Here is a 16,216-nt window from a genome sequence, read left to right on the forward strand (position 1 = left end):
TCGCCAAGGGGATGCCTGTGCGTGTTGACCCGTCGGTCCACACCGAGCGGAAGGGTGTCGCCGCGTTCGCGACGGCGGTTCACGGAACCCTTGGCTGGCTGTGTCGCGAGCAGCCTGTTGCCGACTTCGGCGTGGATGCCATCGTCGAACTCGTTGACGACGGCCATACGGCGGGCCGCCTGCTCGGGGCGCAGATCAAGTCGGGTCGCAGCTTCTTCGACAAGGAGACACGCGACGGCTGGGTCTTCCGGTTCAACGACGAGCACGCCCAGTACTGGTTTAACTACGACATACCTGTCGTGGTCGTCCTACATGATCCCCAGTCGGGGGAGCTCTACTGGCAATCCCTGTCCCATGACACGGCAGAGTCGACCGGCAAGGACTGGAAGGTCATCGTGCCGGCTGGCCAGCGGATCGACCTGAGCAGCGTCATGGCGCTCAAGAATCTGGCACGGCCGGCCCGAGAGGAGGGCGATCCGATCGAGCAGCGCTTCTCCGGGTATCTGAGCCGTCTGCCGGGGGAGGCCAGGGACTGGCTGGAGAGCACGCGTAATCTCGCCCGGGAGACCCGGGACCTCGGCGCGGTCCGAGCTGTCGAGCGTCTCGCCGAACTGCTCCAGGCGGGACCACCCAGCGATGTGGTGACAGGGCTCGTCAAGAAGGCCCCCGCGTGGTGGCCGCACCCCTCCACGGTTGAGTGGCGCCTTTGGGCCTGCGTCGGCGCCTATGCCAATGAGCATCGTCTAGAGCAGCAGGCGTCTGCCTGCTTTGCCCGGGCCGTGGCCGCTGGCGCAACCCCGGCGGGCAGATGGCAGGCCTTTTGGGGGCTGACATTGGCCCGGTTCGACGAAGACGCGGCCAGAGCGATCCTGGCGGAAGCCGCCGATTCCGTCGAAGGCGCGCTGCTGGCCGACCTCGGCCTGGCAACTCTCGAGCATCAGGCCGTCGGCGGCGTCGGCCCGGTTCCCATCCCGGAAAGCCTGAACCATGTCATCAAGGACGGAACCGTCCCGAAGGACGGGACAGCCCTGCGGTTCCTCGCCGAGCACGCTCGTGCCGCCCGCGACTTCGACATGGCGGTCACATGGTTAGAGGCATTGGTCTCCACTTTCCCCATGAGCGTCTCCGGTCGGACGATGCTCGCCCAGACGCTTGCTCAGCGGGCCAGCGACGGTAGGAGCCCTCTTCATGAGGCCGACATTCAGCGAGCCCGTAATCTCGCTGAGACCGCCCGGGCCGAGCAGAGGCGTTGGGGTGGAGCCAGCGAAGACGCAGCCCTTGTTCTGTTCCACACCCATCTCCTCGCCGGTGACATTGACGCCGCGGTCGAAGTGGCGCTGACCCAACCGTATGGCCAAGCCAACGAGCGCGAGGCGGCTGCAGAGCAGTTGGTTCAGGGGGCAGCGCGCGCGGCTGTTCAGTTCGGTCACATTCACGCTGACCGTCTTGTCTCCAAGGTCACCAACCCCGCTGGTGTTGCGATCATGAACGCCGTCCGGGCGGACGTCCAAGGCGCCGAGCACTCCGAACGGATCGCCTTGTGGACCCAGGTTGTGGAATCGGCTGGCGAAAACCGTCTCGACGAGGCAGTGATCGCGCTGGCCTCACTCGCAGACCTCGGCGTGTGGCCGCTTCCCGGCCTCGATAACCTGACCGCGCGGAGTGTGATCCCTGCAGACGACGCCGTACTTTTGCACGCCAGGGCGGATATCGCCGCGGGCCGGCCTGCGGCAGGGCTGACGCGCTTGCGACACCTCGCCAGCCGGTCCCTACCCGGAACCATGGCGTTGATCCAGTCCCTGGTCGAGCTAGGACGCCACACCGAAGCTGTGCAGGCGTGTGATCGGGGGGCCTCGCGATTCGGCGCAACGGAATTTCTCCTCCGGGCCTTGTACATCCTTGAGCGCGCCGACGACCACGCTCAATGGCGAGAACGGGCTCTGTTGCTCATGAGCCGCTCAAGCCTCCCGCGGGGGCTTCGCGACTCGCTGCGCCGGAAACTCGTACAGGATGCCTTTGTCCGGAACGACTGGATTGCGGTCGAGCAGCATGCTGTCGCGGGTATCGCTGACAGTGACGTCCCTGGCGCGCCGGGACAGGCCGGAATGCTGGATGCCAGCACGCGGACGGGGCCTTTGCCACCGGAACTCGTCGACTACGCCTGGAGTCTCATCGGTGCTCGATGGAATGCCCGGCACCCCGATCTAGCGTCTCGGGCGCACCGTGCTCTGGGACCGCCCGTGCTCACCAATGCACAAGCTCGGCTCAAGGCTGCGCTGCTTCGCCGGGACGGGTGGTCGAGCGAGACCGTCGAGGGTCTGCTGGATCTGATGGAGCAGTTCCCCGAGGACGGAGACTTCACCGGGCAGGTGCTCGGCATGATTTTGGTCGCCACGGGACGGCCCCCACGGGGGGACGCCGAGGCCGAATCCACGGCTGCGTTTGTCCTTCCGCCTGAGGTGGGTGTGCGGTTCAACACGGTTCTGCAGGCCTACGTCGATCGAAATCCCCACGGAGTGCTGCGTCCCGCCGACCCACACGAACTCGTGAACCCGGATGTGCTCAAAGCACAGCTGGAGCCAGCGGCTCTGGCCTACAGAACCGTGCGTGACCATGTGATGGCCGGGGTCGTCCCTGTCGGAGTTCTGGCGAGCCAGGTCAACCAGCCGTACGCGTTGGCGCTGCTCCAGCGAGCCGGCGGCTGCACCCCTGCCGCGGAGACCGACCCTGAACGATTCGACAACGAGGTGGCATGCGTCGGCTCCGCCCTTGACGGCGTCGTCGTGATCGACGCGAGCACCTTACTCGTGGCAACCATGACCGTGGCTGGTTTCGCGGACCTCCGAGCACGGTTCGCGTCGGTCCAACTGCCTGCGGCTTGTCACGACGACATCGTGATGGCCAGCCTCGGCGTCGAGCGGTTGCTGGCATCGTCGATGACCATTGCATTCGAGCCCGGCTCTGGCCTTCTCCGATCCACACTCACGCCCGAGGAGAGAGACTTCTTGACGCGCCGCGCCGATGATCTCCTCCAGGCGGCAGGCCTCACCGACATCGTGCAGGTCGCAGATCTGGCGATGGTAACCGACCTCATGACGGACGGTATCGATTCCGACATCGTGGCGCAGGGACCAGCGTTCACCATGCATGGGGAAGGACCGTGGCTGGCTCCGATCCAGCTTGCGCTCGAAAGCGACGCCACCCTGTGGACCGATGACGTCATCGTGCGAGGCGTGGCCAGCAGTGCAGGGATCCCCACTTTCGGCACCCTTGCCCTGCTTCACACCCTGTACGAGGACGGATTGCCGGACACCACCGAAGAAGATCATCGCCGGTTCGTCGGCGAATACGTTGTGGATCTCCCTCTACGCGGCGACATTCTGAAGGAGCAAGCCCAAGCTGACGGCTGGCTTCCAAGGGCTGCGGCCATCCCGTTCGCCCGCCCAACCGCCTGGCTGGACCCGGGTGAGACCATGGGCACGTTCTCCGAGCTCGTCCGGGCCGTCCACGAGCGTCAACCGAGCGAAGTTCCGCAGTGGCTCATGTACGGCACCTGTGGCTTCGCTGGTTCAGGGACGCCGGCGGAGGCTCTCGAGCGAGCCGTCCGGCTGATGTGCGGGATCGCTGCCCAGACCGTCGGTGTTACGGCAGCAGGATTGAGCGAACTGCTGATGTCGGCGACGGCCGGTTTGCGGCAGGCGCACGCGCTGGCCACGCTGCGTTTCGCAGCTTTCGCGGAGGCTGAGGTGACAGAGACGACCGAGCCGGACTTCCTTCTTCTCCTGCGTCCCCGGCTGATCGCCGTCCTTATGGAGGCCGCTTTCGATGCAGGTGGTTCAGGGCGGCACGCGGATGGCGTCAAAGCTGAGGTGGAGGCACTCGTGGAAGCTGCGTACGCGCTTGCCCAGGCCACACAACAATAAGCCGATCCCAGGTCTTCCGCAGACGGGTATGCCACCCTGGGCTACGCCTGGGGATCGAAGGTGGGCATCGGTACGCTATCTATGGTCTTTTCCCTGCCTCTGCCGGGGCAGGCGACGCCTTCCCGACCGGCATCGTTTCCGCGGGTACCAGCACAGGTCAGATGAGGAACACGGGACTGCGCCGAAGGACCGTCTATTAGGCGGCGACTGAACGCGAGGATGCGCCAGCGTGGAGGCTCGAATCAGCTCAGACCGCCTCGAATTCGGAGGCGACAGGCACCCAGGTCCCGCAGAGGCGGTCTCCCGCTCCCTCATGCGGACGACGACGGAGATCGACGCCCGCTCTCCCGCGGTACCGCCCAACCAGCGGAGGGCTGCGCTCGCCCGAGCGGTCGCCGCACTGCCTGCACTTGGCGCGGTGGACCTGGCCAGTCCTTACGGAGTTCACCGGCTGACGGCGATCTGGTTGGAATCGCGGTCCTCCTCGGCCACGTCGGCGGCCTACCACACCGACTTGAACGGCTGGCTGACCTGGTGTGCAGTTCGCCGGCTGGACCCCTTGGCGGTGCGCCGCGCCGACGTCGACCTCTACAAGGTCGATATGTCGACCCAGTTCGCCACATCCACCGTGGCGCGCAAGCTGTCCGCAGTCTCCTCCTGGTACCAGTACCTGATCAGCAACGACGCATGCGACCGTAACCCGGTCGCTGCCGTTGACCGGCCCAAGGTGGACCGCGATGTCTCCCGCACGGTCAGCCTGTCCCGGGATGAGGCGGGCCGGTTCCTCGCCGCGGCCGCGGGCGACGACCAGCCGGTGCGACTGCGAACCGCCGCGCTGCTCGGCATCATGCTCACCGAAGGCGTCCGCGTCTCGGAGATCTGCAACGCCGACATCGCCGACCTGGGCTACAACCGCGGCTGGCGGACCCTCACCGTGACCCGCAAGGGCGGCAAGCGCCAGGCCCTCCCGCTTGCCCCGCCCATCGCGGACGCGCTGGACCGCTACCTGTCCGACCGCGCCACCAACTCCGGCATCGCCCCTGGGCAACTGGCCGGGCCGCTGTTCGTCACCGGCCCGACCGGTCCGCACCACGGCGGCCGGCGCCTCGACCGGTGGGCGATCACCAAGCTGATCCGCCGGATCGCCCGCCAGGCGGACATCCCGTCCTGGTCCCAACTCACCCCGCATTCACTGCGGCACTCCTTCGCCACGCTGTCCCTGGACGCCGGCGCGGCCCTGCGCGACGTGCAGGACGCGATGGGACACGCCGACCCACGCACCACCCGCGCCTACGACCGCGCCCGCTACTCCCTGGACCGGCACCCCGCGACCCGTCTGGTTTCCTTCGTCGCGGTCCGCGACGCCGATCCCGCGCCGTAGACGCCCCGTCGCCGGTCCTTTTGCACGGCATTCCGCGTTAGCACGTGAGCCGGATCGGCAATCCGGCGCTCTTCACGTGCGCAGCAGCGCCCCCTCTTTTCACGTGTTCTCGTCGCTGAAGGGAAGCCTGATCGACAGGCTCGGCGCATAGGCCTGCCGATCGATCTCCACGACGATGTCTATCCCGGCGTCCAGAACGGCGGACAGATCTGTGTGATCTTGAGTGGCGACCGTGACGACGCGCTGCGCACCGGCGTAGACCGCCAAAGGCAGCGGTCGTGGTTCACCCTGCACGAAATCGAGGGTAAGCGGACCCTCCCAGGCGGGCAGCTCGGAGGTGACGGCAGGCAGATCCACCTTGACGCTTCCGGTCTCCAGAAGGGTCTTCAACAGGCTGCGGCCCTTCGGCCGGGTGAAGTCGAGCAGATCCAAAACTTCCGAAGCCGATGCTCCATAACGGAGCCGCCATTCGGCCACACCCATCCGGGCTAGCCACAGCCGCAGCGTCTCGCGTGTGGGCTCCAAGTCGTCCGGCACGTCAGCCACAATGGCGTGCGCCAGGCGGCGTGAGCGGATGCCCGAAGTCATCAGGATCAGCGCCCTGCCGTCGTCGACCCCGTAGCGGATGTAGCTCCCGAGGTCGGGACACAGGCGTTGCTCACTGTCAGCGGCGTGGAGCCGACCGTTGACCAGTTCGACCAGAGCGCCGACGGTCCACGCAAGGTAATGCTCGAAGTGTTCGGTTACTGCGTCGACCATTTGCTCGATGCGTTGAGCAGGGCGAACAACATCTGCAAGATGCGTTGCGGCGAGTGAGGGCAGTGAGGTGCCGGCGAGCCAATCGGCGAGAAGGTCGGCCGGCCGGAGCTCGATCTCAGCGCCCCGAGGGCTGACGCTGAAGCGCCACTCCGGAGCTTCGGGCAGGTGGAGCAGCTCGTTGATGGCTTCGTGCGGCATCCGGATCGCGATCTGCGGGTTTCGAATATCGGCGAGGGTGCCGTCTCGTTCCGCACTGAGGATCGTCTCGGCCAGCTGGTGGGCAAGCCGGTCGATGACACGAGCAGAGCCGAGGGACGTTCCCGTGCGGGGCCAGCGCCGGCGAGCATCACCGTCGGTCCGCAGGTATGCCTGGCGGGTAGCGTGGGCGACAGGCATGCACGCCATGCGTGCCTGTGGCGACTGAGCGGCGAGCGTCGAGTCAACGACGCTGGCGACATCGACAGCGGCCGGGTCTAGTCCGCGTTCCTCTTCGATGGCAAGGACAAGCCACACGAAGCCGATGAAGTCGCTAGTGGCGCTATCCGCGGCACGAAACAGCGCGTCCTCGTCGAGGCGGACGGCCTGTTCGAGTTCCGCGAACGCGTGGAGGGCCTCCTCGGTGGTCAACGAGGAGGTAACGGCGAGCGCTTCGGCGTCAGGGTTCAGGTCCTCAAAGTCCCTTTCGGTGGGCGGAGCGGCGCGCACCAAGACGATCCAGCCTTCGGTTTCCTTGCCGGCGCGCCCGGCGCGCCCCATCGCGTTGACGAGGCGGGCACCGCGTAACTTGGCGTCCTCGGCTTGCCCTGCGTATGTCTGGTCGTAGATGACGACGGTGCGCACCGGCAGGTTAACGCCATCGGTGAGCGTTGACGTGCAGGTCAGGTACGGCAACGTGTCATCGCGGACCGCTTCTTCGAGTGCCTCCAAGACTTCGATTGGCAACCCGGCGTGGTGGAATCCGACGCCGTGCCGAAGGACGGCGACCAGAGGATGATCATCCCCCAGCTGAAGCCGAACAAAGTCGACCAACGGGGCCGTGCCGGGGAGTTCGTCAAGTTGGTCGGCCAACGCTTGTGCGAGCAACTGGGCCAGGGACCGGGTACCGGCTACCACCAGCACCGACCCGCCATGACCGAGTTCGACGATCATCTCGCTGGCGATCGTGTATCGCTTGGTCGAGCGGCCATCGTCGATGCTGAGGTTGCTTTGCACAAGGTCGGAGGTACTGGCCTTCCGCACCAGGCGCCAGCCTGTGTCGCCCTCAGTGGACAGCATGGTGGTGCGGCCATCAGCCATGCGCAGACGGATCTGCCCGCTGAGGGGAGTGACTAACCGGTACGGCCATTTCGGGGCGCCACGGACAGTCTCGGCGCGAGTCAGTTCGAAATGCGCCGTGGTGGTGAAGGCGGCATGCAACCGGCGAGGGCCCCGCCACTGGGACTCGTGCCGCAAGGCCGGGCCGTTTGTACTGAGCCACTGCGCGATCGCGCCGGCGTTGCCCATCGCTGCGGAGATCAGCACGATCCGGTGGCCGGTCTCGCGGCTGAGGTAGTCCAAAAGCGCGATCGTGGACTCAAGAGTGAATCCGCGGCCGCCTTCCTTCAACAGTTGAGCCTCATCGAAGATGAACATGCCGAACCGCGCCATCACCGCCCCAGCGTCGTGCCGCAGCAGATTAGCCAATCGTTCGGGCGTCATCACTTCGACATCGGCCGGTCGCGGGTCGGCCGGCCCCACGAACAGCTCCGACACGGCAGGAAAGTCGGGCCGGTCCGGGCCAGTCTCTTTCTGCAGAATGTGGACGCGATTGCCCATGGCCCGGCGAACCTCACGGCAGAGACTACGGGTCGGCGCGACATAGCAGACGCCGGTGCCGGCCCGTGCCAGGTGCTCCACGGCCAGCATCTGGGCAAGCAGCGTCTTGCCGCCGCTGGTGGGGACAGCGAGGACCACGCGCCGCACCTGCGGATCAAACGGCGATCGCGGACCGGTCAGCAGTTCGCGCTGCGGCTCCCACAGCGTCAGCACCGGCGGGTTGCCGACCGTGAACGCCTGGCGGACAAGGTCGGGCACGCTGGGCGGCAACACGTTCGGGTTCCACAGCGATCCAGCTTCGGCTTCGCCTGCCAGACTGAGCAGGTGCGCCGCCACCCAACGGGCGTTGAGGTCGCCTGGGCCCGCCTGCCCGACGGCGGCGCTTCGAAGCCGGGTGCGGCCTCGGTCGAGACGGGCGCGGTCGCCGTGCGCGAAGTACGCAAGAAGATCATCGGCGCCCAGTACCACCATGTGGGTGGGGCCGAACGCAGTCGTCGTGAGGTCTTGGAGCCCAGAAGCCTGGGCCAGTTCGGCCAGTTGGCGCCGCCAGGTGGCCAGCCACCGAAACAGGGTGCGCGTTTCGAACCCGAGCAGTGCGAGCCCCGCCTCGAGAGCGAGGGTGTCAATGTGGTCCAGGAGGGGACGCTCAACATGGAGGTCGGCCCGTAGCCGGTTCATGATGGCGGTAGCGTTCGGATCGCGCCCTCCGCGACGATAGCCGATCGCGGCCGCGAATCCGAACGACAGCCGATCGATTGGGTTGTGTCCGTCCTGGTTGAGCGCGAGGTCGAAGATGTGGGCGCTGACCTGGAATGCCTGCCGCTGCCGGGCCGCGGTGTAACGTTCTCGAGCCTGGTCCACCGACGCCACGGCGTGTAGATACCAAGCGGCGTCGAGCACGCGTTGCGGGATCTCGGCCCGACGCAGAACCAGTTGGACCTCGATGGCAGCCATCAGCTCCTGGAGCTCCTGCGCGGTCGGGATCCCGCTACGCCCGCCCAGCGCGGCCGCCAGCAGCTGGAGGTTTAAAGCCCGCTCCACACAATCTCCCTGACGCGTGCGGCGAACATGGGAAACTCCGGCACCGCCACCACGATGCTCTCAATCTGCCCAGGCTCCGTGAAATCCGGGAAGGCCGTCGCGAGGGATCGGAAGGCACTCGCTCGAGTCGGCGCGTGCTGCTTGGATGTGCCTATCGACACGCCGGCGCCGGCCCGCTCGCTGCGATCGAGCCACAACTCGACAATGTCGGCGTACAGGTCGCCAAGCGGGCCCTCCTGCTCGACAGTCTCCGGCCCAGCAAGCTTGGCGAGGTATTCCTGACCTCGGCTGGACAACTGCTTGCTGGCCCGCCCGATGGTTGCGGACACCTTTTTCGCTTGCGAGTCGTGCTTTTTGATCTCCCATAGCCGAAAGACCAGCGTGCCGGTGTCGTTCGCGTAGACAAGCAGGCCGTCTCCCCCCGTCTCGAGCGGGTCGGCCTTGACCGGGTGTGCATGGACGAGCCGACGCCCGTCACGACAGACCAGCCTTTCCTGCACGAGCCGGTTCCACAGAAGCTCGGCCACCAGCCCCTGAAGATGGTCGTCATTCGCCGGTGCGTCAGGCAGCCCAAACCCGAGCTTGACGTACACCTCAACGGCACGCGAACGTGCGCCGGTCTCCCGCGGGCCGCCGTCACGGCGGGCACGCCACCTGTCCAGAACGGATGCCTTGCCGCAACGGATCTGCATCGCATCCTCGGCAAGCATCTGCGCCGCGAGTTCCCGCTTCGCGCCGGTCAACTCCTGCCCGCCGATGACATACTCCACCAGGGAGCCTGCAGGGCTCTCCTGCACCGCAAGGAGAGCAGTCAATGTTGGTGCCGGGGTCGCGGTCGCCGGAGGCTCTGCTTCGACGAACGTCATCCCTCGAACTCCAACGCTTTTCGACACAGGCTCGGGTCAGCGGTCGTGCCGCTGGATGACGCCAGCCTAGGGCTCGCCCCGAGCACTGTTGTCGAAATGCCGGACCCGTCCTGCATTTACGCGTTGATCCCCGCGTTCACGCGCAGAAGCCGTGGCTCGCTTGAGGATGCCGACGTCCTCCAGTAGCTGACGGTTCTGCCTCCGCGACGCGGCCAACTCCACGCGCTCGCTGCTGGTCGGCACCTCACGCACTCCGGCGTCGACCTTGGCCTGGTAGACCCCGTCCCGCACCGCGGTCTCGGTCAGATCGAAGTTCCTGGCCGCCCGACCGATCGAACGGGCACTCCAGCTGACGCAACTCGACGATCTTCGCCTTGAACCGACGGACCGCATCCACATGCCCCGCCCGCTGCCGGTCGGGGAACCGACGGCGGCCGCCGAGGACTCGTCGGCATCGGCCTGGACCCTTTAACTGGATTGCCTCTGAGTAGCGGGTCAACAGGCCGTAGAACGGTAGGGAGCCGCTCTTGCGCTTCATCACGGTCGGCTATCGGACTGGTGTACTGACCCCACGCACTGCTTGCGGACCTTTCTACTGAAACTGGCGCGTGGCGTTGTATCTCGCCACCCATTTAGCCACCGCGGCCTGCGCTGCGCTGAGATCAGCGAACGAAACGACGCGGCAATCCAGCTGTCGGAGCAGGTTTCCGCCAAACCGTTCGACCAATGTCTTGGACGACGGCACCAGCGGGCTGGCAGGCCGGTGAACGCCTCCGTTGTCCCGACAAATCCGGGAGACATGTTCGGTGAACTCCGCACCCCCGTCGGTCAGCACCTCAGCGGGTACACCAAACTCCCGCAGCGCTTTGGTGAAGGCCTGACATACCGTCGCCCCAGTCGGCCGCGCCACCACCTCAGCCATCACGCAGTAGCCGGTGTCCTCAGCGATGCCTACCAAGATCTGGAACGCGCGCTGGTCGGCCAGATAGCCTCCAGTGAAGATCTCCACCTGCCAGCGCGTGTACCCCTGATCCACAAGCGTTCCATGCATTGCCGCTTACCTCCGCAGGTCTAGCAGGTCGGACTCCCCGGCCTACGTCTGAACAGACGCGTCGATGCCTGCCCCCGTGGGGTCCGAAACGCAGGCCGTCTGATCTGGTGGCCATGTAGTCCATCACGATGGCTGCCGTCGCAACGCACCGGTCTTTGAGATTCTGGGATTCCAGAACGTTGGAGTGTCAGTGAAGCTGATTTCAATGTGTCGACTGACAAGCTCTCGGTGGAACCGCTAGGGATGTCTCATGGGCATCCCACGCTGGGATAAATGGGCAGGTGCGTCATTCCAAACCTCGCTCCCACAGTTCGGCCAGACGCCTGGATGCCTATCGCTGGGTTGCGTCCACTGACAAACCCCGGCGTTTCCCCTGCCAGAACGGCCGCGCTCAACACGAGGATTCCCCCGGATACGACCGAAGCAAAGGCTCGCGCATGGCCTACAGCTGACATCACATGACCAAATTCACTGACCGACCTCGGCGAATACCCAGGTCGCAGCTCAATGGTCACGAAACAACACTGGGTTTCGTCACCTCGTGACAGCACAGGCACCGAGCCTCGCAGCCCCCTCGTCCCCGACGGTTGTCCAGGCGCCCGGGCCCTGTCATCACGGAGCCGACTACCAATCGGGGCAAACCATGGCATTAGAGGGCGCTGTCGGTGGCACCCCACTGACACGACGTGACGAACCGACTGACAGCAAGTGACGAAACGCCGTGTCAGCGAAATGACCAATCTCAACAAGTCTCATCCATGAGGAGAAAGGTCTCAGACTGATAACTTGCGGGAATTGAACATCTCCCAAGTGACGCCCATCCGCATCGCCGCAAGGGATCACTGTTTCTGGATTTCTATTTCCAGAAATTCAGAAATTGGCTAGATTTGACGCCGTGACGACCCCCGCGCCGACTCCCGCCACGACCGCGTGCAAGCACTGCGGCACCGCCATCGAGCAGCGAGCAGGGCGGGGGAGACCCAAGGAGTACTGTCCCGACGGCGACTGCCAGGCGGCGGCCAAGCGGCGGCGTGAGGTGCGGCGGTCCACGCCGGGTCTCGACGGCGCTCTCGCCCGCGTCGAGGATCTCTACGACCGGATGGAGAAGGGCCTCGCGGAGGCCGTCGCGCCGCTCGCGCAGGTTCTGTCCGAGGAGCTGAGCCCGGCCGGGGTGGAGGCGAAGCTCAGCGCGGTGCAGGCCGAGGCCCACACCCGGGTTGCCGTCGCCCATACCGAGCGTGAGCAGGCGCTGGCCCAGGTGCGCATCGCACGCGAGGCCGCCGAGGAGGCCAGGCGCGAGGCGGAGGAGGCCCGCATGCGGGCCGAGGAGGCCCACTCCGAGCGTGACGGAGCGTTCGCCGACGCCGAGACCGCACGTGAGCAGGCGCTCGCGGCACTACGGGAGGCGTCGGCCACCGAACGGCGGGCCAGGCAGGAGGCCGAGGAGGCCCACCGCAGAGCCGAGCTTGCGGAGACCGCCCGCGACCAGGCCGCACGCGAGCTCGCCGAGCGCGTCGACAAGGCGACCGATGACGTACGGCAGGCCGAGGCGAAAGCCGTACAGGAACTCAAGGAACGGGAGCGGGCGGAGGCGGAGGCCGCGAGCGCGAGGAAGGAGAGCGAGCTGGCGCGGCGCGCCCGGCGCGAGGCCGAGCAGTCGAGCGCGGCGTCCCTCGCCCGTGCTCAGGCCGCGGAGGCTGAGCGGGACCGCGCGATCTCTCGTGCCGAAGCCGAGCGCGACCGCGCGGTCGGGGTGGCGGAGGCACAACGCGACCAGGCGCTCGAGCGTGCGGAGGCGGCCGAGACGGCACGGGCGGTTGCCGTCGCGGACGCCGGCCGGGCCGTCGCCGAGGCCGCGCAGGCCTCCGCACGTGCGAAAGAGGCCGCCGGTGAGCTGGACCGCCTGGCCGAAGAGATTCGCGCGGCCGGCGCGCAGCGGGAACGGATCGCGACCGAGCTGGAGCTGGAGCGGTCGCGGCTTTCGGACGTGCGCGCCCAGCTCGAGGCCGCCCGAGCGGAGGCGGCCGAACTGCGCGAGAGGGCGATCATCGCCGAGCTGCGCCTGCGCGACCTCCAGTAGGACGTCACGGTCGCAGCAGTTGCCGTACCCGTGCGGCCTCTCGAGTGAGGTGGTCGCGCTCCGGCACGCTGGTGGCGGCGCGCGAGGCCTCGGCATACAGCTCGGCGGCATGCTCGAGGCCTCCGGCGCGTTCGTGCAGGTATGCCGTCACCGCGGCGTAACGGGGCAGGTCGGGGTTCACGTCAGCCAGCGCCGCCAGACCGGCCTGCGGTCCGTCGGCCTCCCCGACCGCCACAGCGCGGTTGAGCCGCACCACCGGGCTGCCGGTGAGGAGCAGCAGTTCGTCGTACCACTCCACGATCTGCACCCAGTCCGTCTCGCAGGCGCTCCGGGCGTCCGCGTGCAGAGCGGCGATGGCGGCCTGCGCCTGGTATTCGCCCAGCCGGTCGCGGGCCAGCGCGGCCTGCAGAATCGTCACCCCTTCGGCGATCAGGCCCGTGTCCCAGCGCGATCGGTCCTGCTCGCCGAGGGGCACCAGACGACCTCCCGGGCCGGTCCGAGACGCGCGGCGCGCATGGTGCAGCAGCATGAGCGCGAGCAGCCCGGCGACCTCGGGCTCGTCGGTCAAGGCGACGAGCTGGCGGGTGAGGCGGATCGCCTCGGCCGCCAGGTCGAGGTTTCCGCCGTAGCCCTCGTTGAAGACGAGGTAGAGCACGCGCAGCACCGTCTCGAGATCGCCGGGCTGGTCGAGCGGCAGCCCCGCGATCCGCCGCTTGGCCCGGCTGATCCGCTGCGCCATGGTCGCCTCCGGGACGAGGTATGCCGTCGCGATCTGCCGCGTGGTCAGCCCACCGACCGCGCGCAGCGTCAGGGCGACGGCCGAGCTCCGCGGCAGGGTGGGGTGCGCACACTGGAAGAAGAGCCGCAGCGTGTCGTCCGTGGCCGGCGCCGGACCGGCGGGAGGCTCGACCTCCACGGCGAGTTCCCGCCCCCGCCGCGACGCCTCGGCACGGGCGGCGTCGAGAAACCTGCGCCACGCGACCGCGACCAGCCATGCCTTCGGATCGCGCGGTGGATCGTCCGGCCAGGTTTCCAGCGCCCGGATCAGGGCCTCCTGCACGGCGTCCTCGGCTGACGCGAAGTCCGCTCCGCGCCGGACGAGGACACCGATCACCGCGGGCACGAGCTCCCGCAGCAGCAACTCGTTCACTCGGTCACCGTAAGCGACTCTGTGAGCAAGGGCCGAACCTCGAGCCACTCGTGGATCGGCTCGCCGCCGGGGCCGGGAGCGGCGGACAGCTCCCCGGCCAGCTGGACCGCGCGATCCCAGGACTCCACGTCGATGATCATCCAGCCGGCGATGAGGTCCTTGGTCTCGGCGAACGGACCATCGGTCACCGGTGGGCGCCCCTCGCCGTCGTACCGCACGAACGCGCCCCCGGGCGCGAGTGCTCGTTCGTCGACGAACTCGCCCGTCTCTTCCAATCGGGCCGCGAAGTCGCGCATGTACTGGATGTGCGCGTCGACCTCCTCCGGCGTCCACTGCTCCATCGGCGCCCAGTCGACAACGGGGGCCGGGCCACCTCGGTAGTGCTTCAGAAGCAGGTACTTCATGGTGGTTCTCCTTCTTCGTCGCGCGGCCCGTCGTGGCCACTCGTGTCCCTGGGACGGAGCCGACCACACATTCTCGACACCCGATGCGCAATGAGTTTCGTCGCCGCCGCTGTTTTCCAGCCCCGCCGGTCTCGCAAAGCTCAGCGGGTCACAGCGGTCTCCTGTTCAATACGCGACAACTTCTCGGGATTGCGCACGTGGTAGGCGCCGGTGACGTACCCGTTCTCCATTCGCACGGCCACCACGCCGTCGATCTCGCCGTCAACTCGGACCAGCAGCCCCGGGCCGCCATTGATCTGCACCAGCTCGACCGATCTTTCTGCGTCGCGCTTCCACCAGCCGAGGGCCAGCAGGCGAGCAACGTTGTCAGCCCCCACAATGGGCCGCAGCAGGGCATGCTTGACACCGCCGCCGTCGCTCAGGGCGACAACGTCCGGCGCGAGGATGTCGAGCAGACTCTGCAGCTCGCCGGTTTCTACCGCCCGTTGGAAAGCCTGGAGCGCGGCCCGGTGCTCGGCCGGGGAGCCGGTGCCGCGTGGCCGGCGCGCGGCGACGTGCGCCCGTGCCCGGTGGGCGATCTGGCGTACCGCGGCAGGGCTCTTGCCGACGGCTTGGGCGATCTCGTCGTAGTCCAGATCGAACACCTCGCGCAGCACGAACACCGCCCGCTCGGTCGGCCCGAGCGTCTCCAGCACCAGCAGCATCGCCATCGAGACGCTGTCGGCCAGTTCGACGTCCTCGGCCACATCCGGCGTGGTCAGCAGCGGCTCGGGTAGCCACGGCCCGACGTAGGTCTCTTTTCGCCGGCCCAGTGTGCGCAGTCGTTTCAGCGCCTGCCTGGTGGCGATCCTGATCAGGTATGCGCGCTGGTCCAGCACCGTGCCGAGGTCGACGCCCGCCCACAGCAGCCAGGTCTCCTGCAGGACGTCCTCGGCGTCGGTGGCGGAGCCGAGGATCTCGTAGGAGAGGGTGAACAGCAGGTTGCGGTGGGCGACGAACGCCTCGGTGGCCGCGTCCATGCGACTGCCACGAGCTGTGGCCGTCGGTTGCCCAGTTCGTTCGCTCATCGCTGGTTCCTGCCTGTTCGGTCGCGACCGTGCCATATCCATACGATCCCGGTCCCCGCCGCTCTGTGACACCGACGATCGGTGGTTCATGTCACATGGATCCCGCTGTCACAAGGAGCGGGACGCCGGGATCTCTTGCTCGTTACGACGCACCACCACGAGTAAGGAAGTCGCAGCATGGCCACACCCACGACGACCAACCTCCGGTCGCGCATGCCCAACCCCCTCCCGTTCGTCCCCGAGATGGCGGTAGTCGGCGAAGGCCTGCACAAGGTCATCAAGAACGGCTCGATTCCGCAGGTCACCATCCACCTGCTGCAGTTGCGCGCCGGGCAGATGCTCGGCAGCACGTACTTCACCATCCGGGAAACCGGCAACCTCCGCAGGATCGGGGAATCAGAGGAGCGCATCACCGCCGTGGCCACCTGGCACGACGCCACCTACTTCAGCGACGCCGAACGGGTCGCGCTGGAGCTCGTGGAGGCGGTCCTCACCCCGAACCCGTCCGGGGAGCGCGTCCCCGATGAGCTGTACGCCAAGGCGTCCGCGCACTACGACGACAAGGCGATGTGGTCGCTCATCATGGCGATCGCCCACATCGGCTTCTTCACCCCCGCCGCTCTCATCGCCAAGCCGATCCCCGGCATGCCCCCCGGCCAGAACTACAGCGAGTAGGAAG

10 protein-coding genes are annotated in these 16,216 nt (G+C 67.2%); 4 read left to right on the plus strand and 6 right to left on the minus strand.

Annotated elements, in window-relative coordinates; translation table 11 throughout:
- The first annotated feature begins 17 nt into the window (after positions 1-17).
- Positions 18-3,923: a DUF4365 domain-containing protein gene (locus Pph01_RS34280; protein WP_204077364.1), complete on the plus strand. Its 3,906-nt coding sequence runs from the start codon at positions 18-20 to the stop codon at positions 3,921-3,923.
- Positions 3,924-4,236: 313 nt separating this feature from the next.
- Positions 4,237-5,304 (plus strand): tyrosine-type recombinase/integrase, encoded by a 1,068-nt coding sequence (locus Pph01_RS34285; RefSeq protein WP_204077365.1) that lies wholly within the window; start codon positions 4,237-4,239, stop codon positions 5,302-5,304.
- A 99-nt stretch (positions 5,305-5,403) separates the two neighbouring features.
- Here Pph01_RS34285 and Pph01_RS34290 read toward each other — a convergent pair whose 3' ends face one another.
- The 3 genes from Pph01_RS34290 to Pph01_RS34300 all read right to left on the minus strand — a co-directional run bounded on the left by Pph01_RS34290 (position 5,404) and on the right by Pph01_RS34300 (position 10,821).
- On the minus strand, positions 5,404-8,919 hold the full coding sequence (locus Pph01_RS34290) for a DEAD/DEAH box helicase (RefSeq protein ID WP_204077366.1): 3,516 nt from the start codon (positions 8,917-8,919) through the stop codon (positions 5,404-5,406).
- Positions 8,904-9,785: a hypothetical protein gene (locus tag Pph01_RS34295; protein ID WP_204077367.1), complete on the minus strand. Its 882-nt coding sequence runs from the start codon at positions 9,783-9,785 to the stop codon at positions 8,904-8,906. Before Pph01_RS34295 ends, Pph01_RS34290 begins: the two co-directional genes overlap by 16 nt.
- A 592-nt stretch (positions 9,786-10,377) precedes the next feature.
- Complete coding sequence (locus tag Pph01_RS34300; RefSeq protein WP_204077368.1) at positions 10,378-10,821, minus strand: DDE-type integrase/transposase/recombinase; 444 nt, start codon at positions 10,819-10,821, stop codon at positions 10,378-10,380.
- A gap of 910 nt (positions 10,822-11,731) precedes the next feature.
- On the opposite strand from Pph01_RS34300, the gene Pph01_RS34305 reads away from it, so the two are divergent.
- Positions 11,732-12,916 carry a coiled-coil domain-containing protein gene (locus tag Pph01_RS34305; RefSeq protein ID WP_204077369.1) on the plus strand — a complete coding sequence of 395 codons (1,185 nt, stop codon included), beginning with the start codon at positions 11,732-11,734 and terminating at the stop codon, positions 12,914-12,916.
- Positions 12,917-12,920: 4 nt separating this feature from the next.
- Here the strand turns inward: Pph01_RS34305 and Pph01_RS34310 are convergent, their stop codons facing one another.
- From Pph01_RS34310 to Pph01_RS34320, 3 genes are all read right to left on the minus strand, one after another.
- Positions 12,921-14,066 carry an RNA polymerase sigma factor gene (locus Pph01_RS34310; protein WP_204077370.1) on the minus strand — a complete coding sequence of 382 codons (1,146 nt, stop codon included), beginning with the start codon at positions 14,064-14,066 and terminating at the stop codon, positions 12,921-12,923.
- Complete coding sequence (locus Pph01_RS34315) at positions 14,063-14,470, minus strand: YciI family protein (RefSeq protein ID WP_204077371.1); 408 nt, start codon at positions 14,468-14,470, stop codon at positions 14,063-14,065. Before Pph01_RS34315 ends, Pph01_RS34310 begins: the two co-directional genes overlap by 4 nt.
- A gap of 140 nt (positions 14,471-14,610) precedes the next feature.
- Positions 14,611-15,489, minus strand: a complete 879-nt coding sequence (locus Pph01_RS34320) for an RNA polymerase sigma-70 factor (protein ID WP_239117226.1) — start codon at positions 15,487-15,489, stop codon at positions 14,611-14,613.
- Between the two features lie 225 nt (positions 15,490-15,714).
- Here Pph01_RS34320 and Pph01_RS34325 point away from each other — a divergent pair, with 225 nt between their 5' ends.
- A complete protein-coding gene (locus Pph01_RS34325) occupies positions 15,715-16,212 on the plus strand; it encodes a carboxymuconolactone decarboxylase family protein (RefSeq protein WP_204077373.1) in 498 nt (165 codons plus the stop codon).
- Positions 16,213-16,216: the final 4 nt, after the last annotated feature.

It is taken from the genome of Planotetraspora phitsanulokensis (genome assembly GCF_016863295.1).
In the GTDB taxonomy this organism is placed as follows: Bacteria; Actinomycetota; Actinomycetes; order Streptosporangiales; family Streptosporangiaceae; genus Planotetraspora; species Planotetraspora phitsanulokensis.

Coding starts and splice junctions, on each gene's coding strand:
- Pph01_RS34285 (WP_204077365.1), top strand. CDS start 4,237: ATGCGGACGACGACGGAGATCGACGCCCGCTCTCCCGCGGTACCGCCC.
- Pph01_RS34295 (WP_204077367.1), bottom strand. CDS start 9,785: ATGACGTTCGTCGAAGCAGAGCCTCCGGCGACCGCGACCCCGGCACCA.
- Pph01_RS34315 (WP_204077371.1), bottom strand. CDS start 14,470: ATGAAGTACCTGCTTCTGAAGCACTACCGAGGTGGCCCGGCCCCCGTT.
- Pph01_RS34320 (WP_239117226.1), bottom strand. CDS start 15,489: ATGGACGCGGCCACCGAGGCGTTCGTCGCCCACCGCAACCTGCTGTTC.
- Pph01_RS34325 (WP_204077373.1), top strand. CDS start 15,715: ATGGCCACACCCACGACGACCAACCTCCGGTCGCGCATGCCCAACCCC.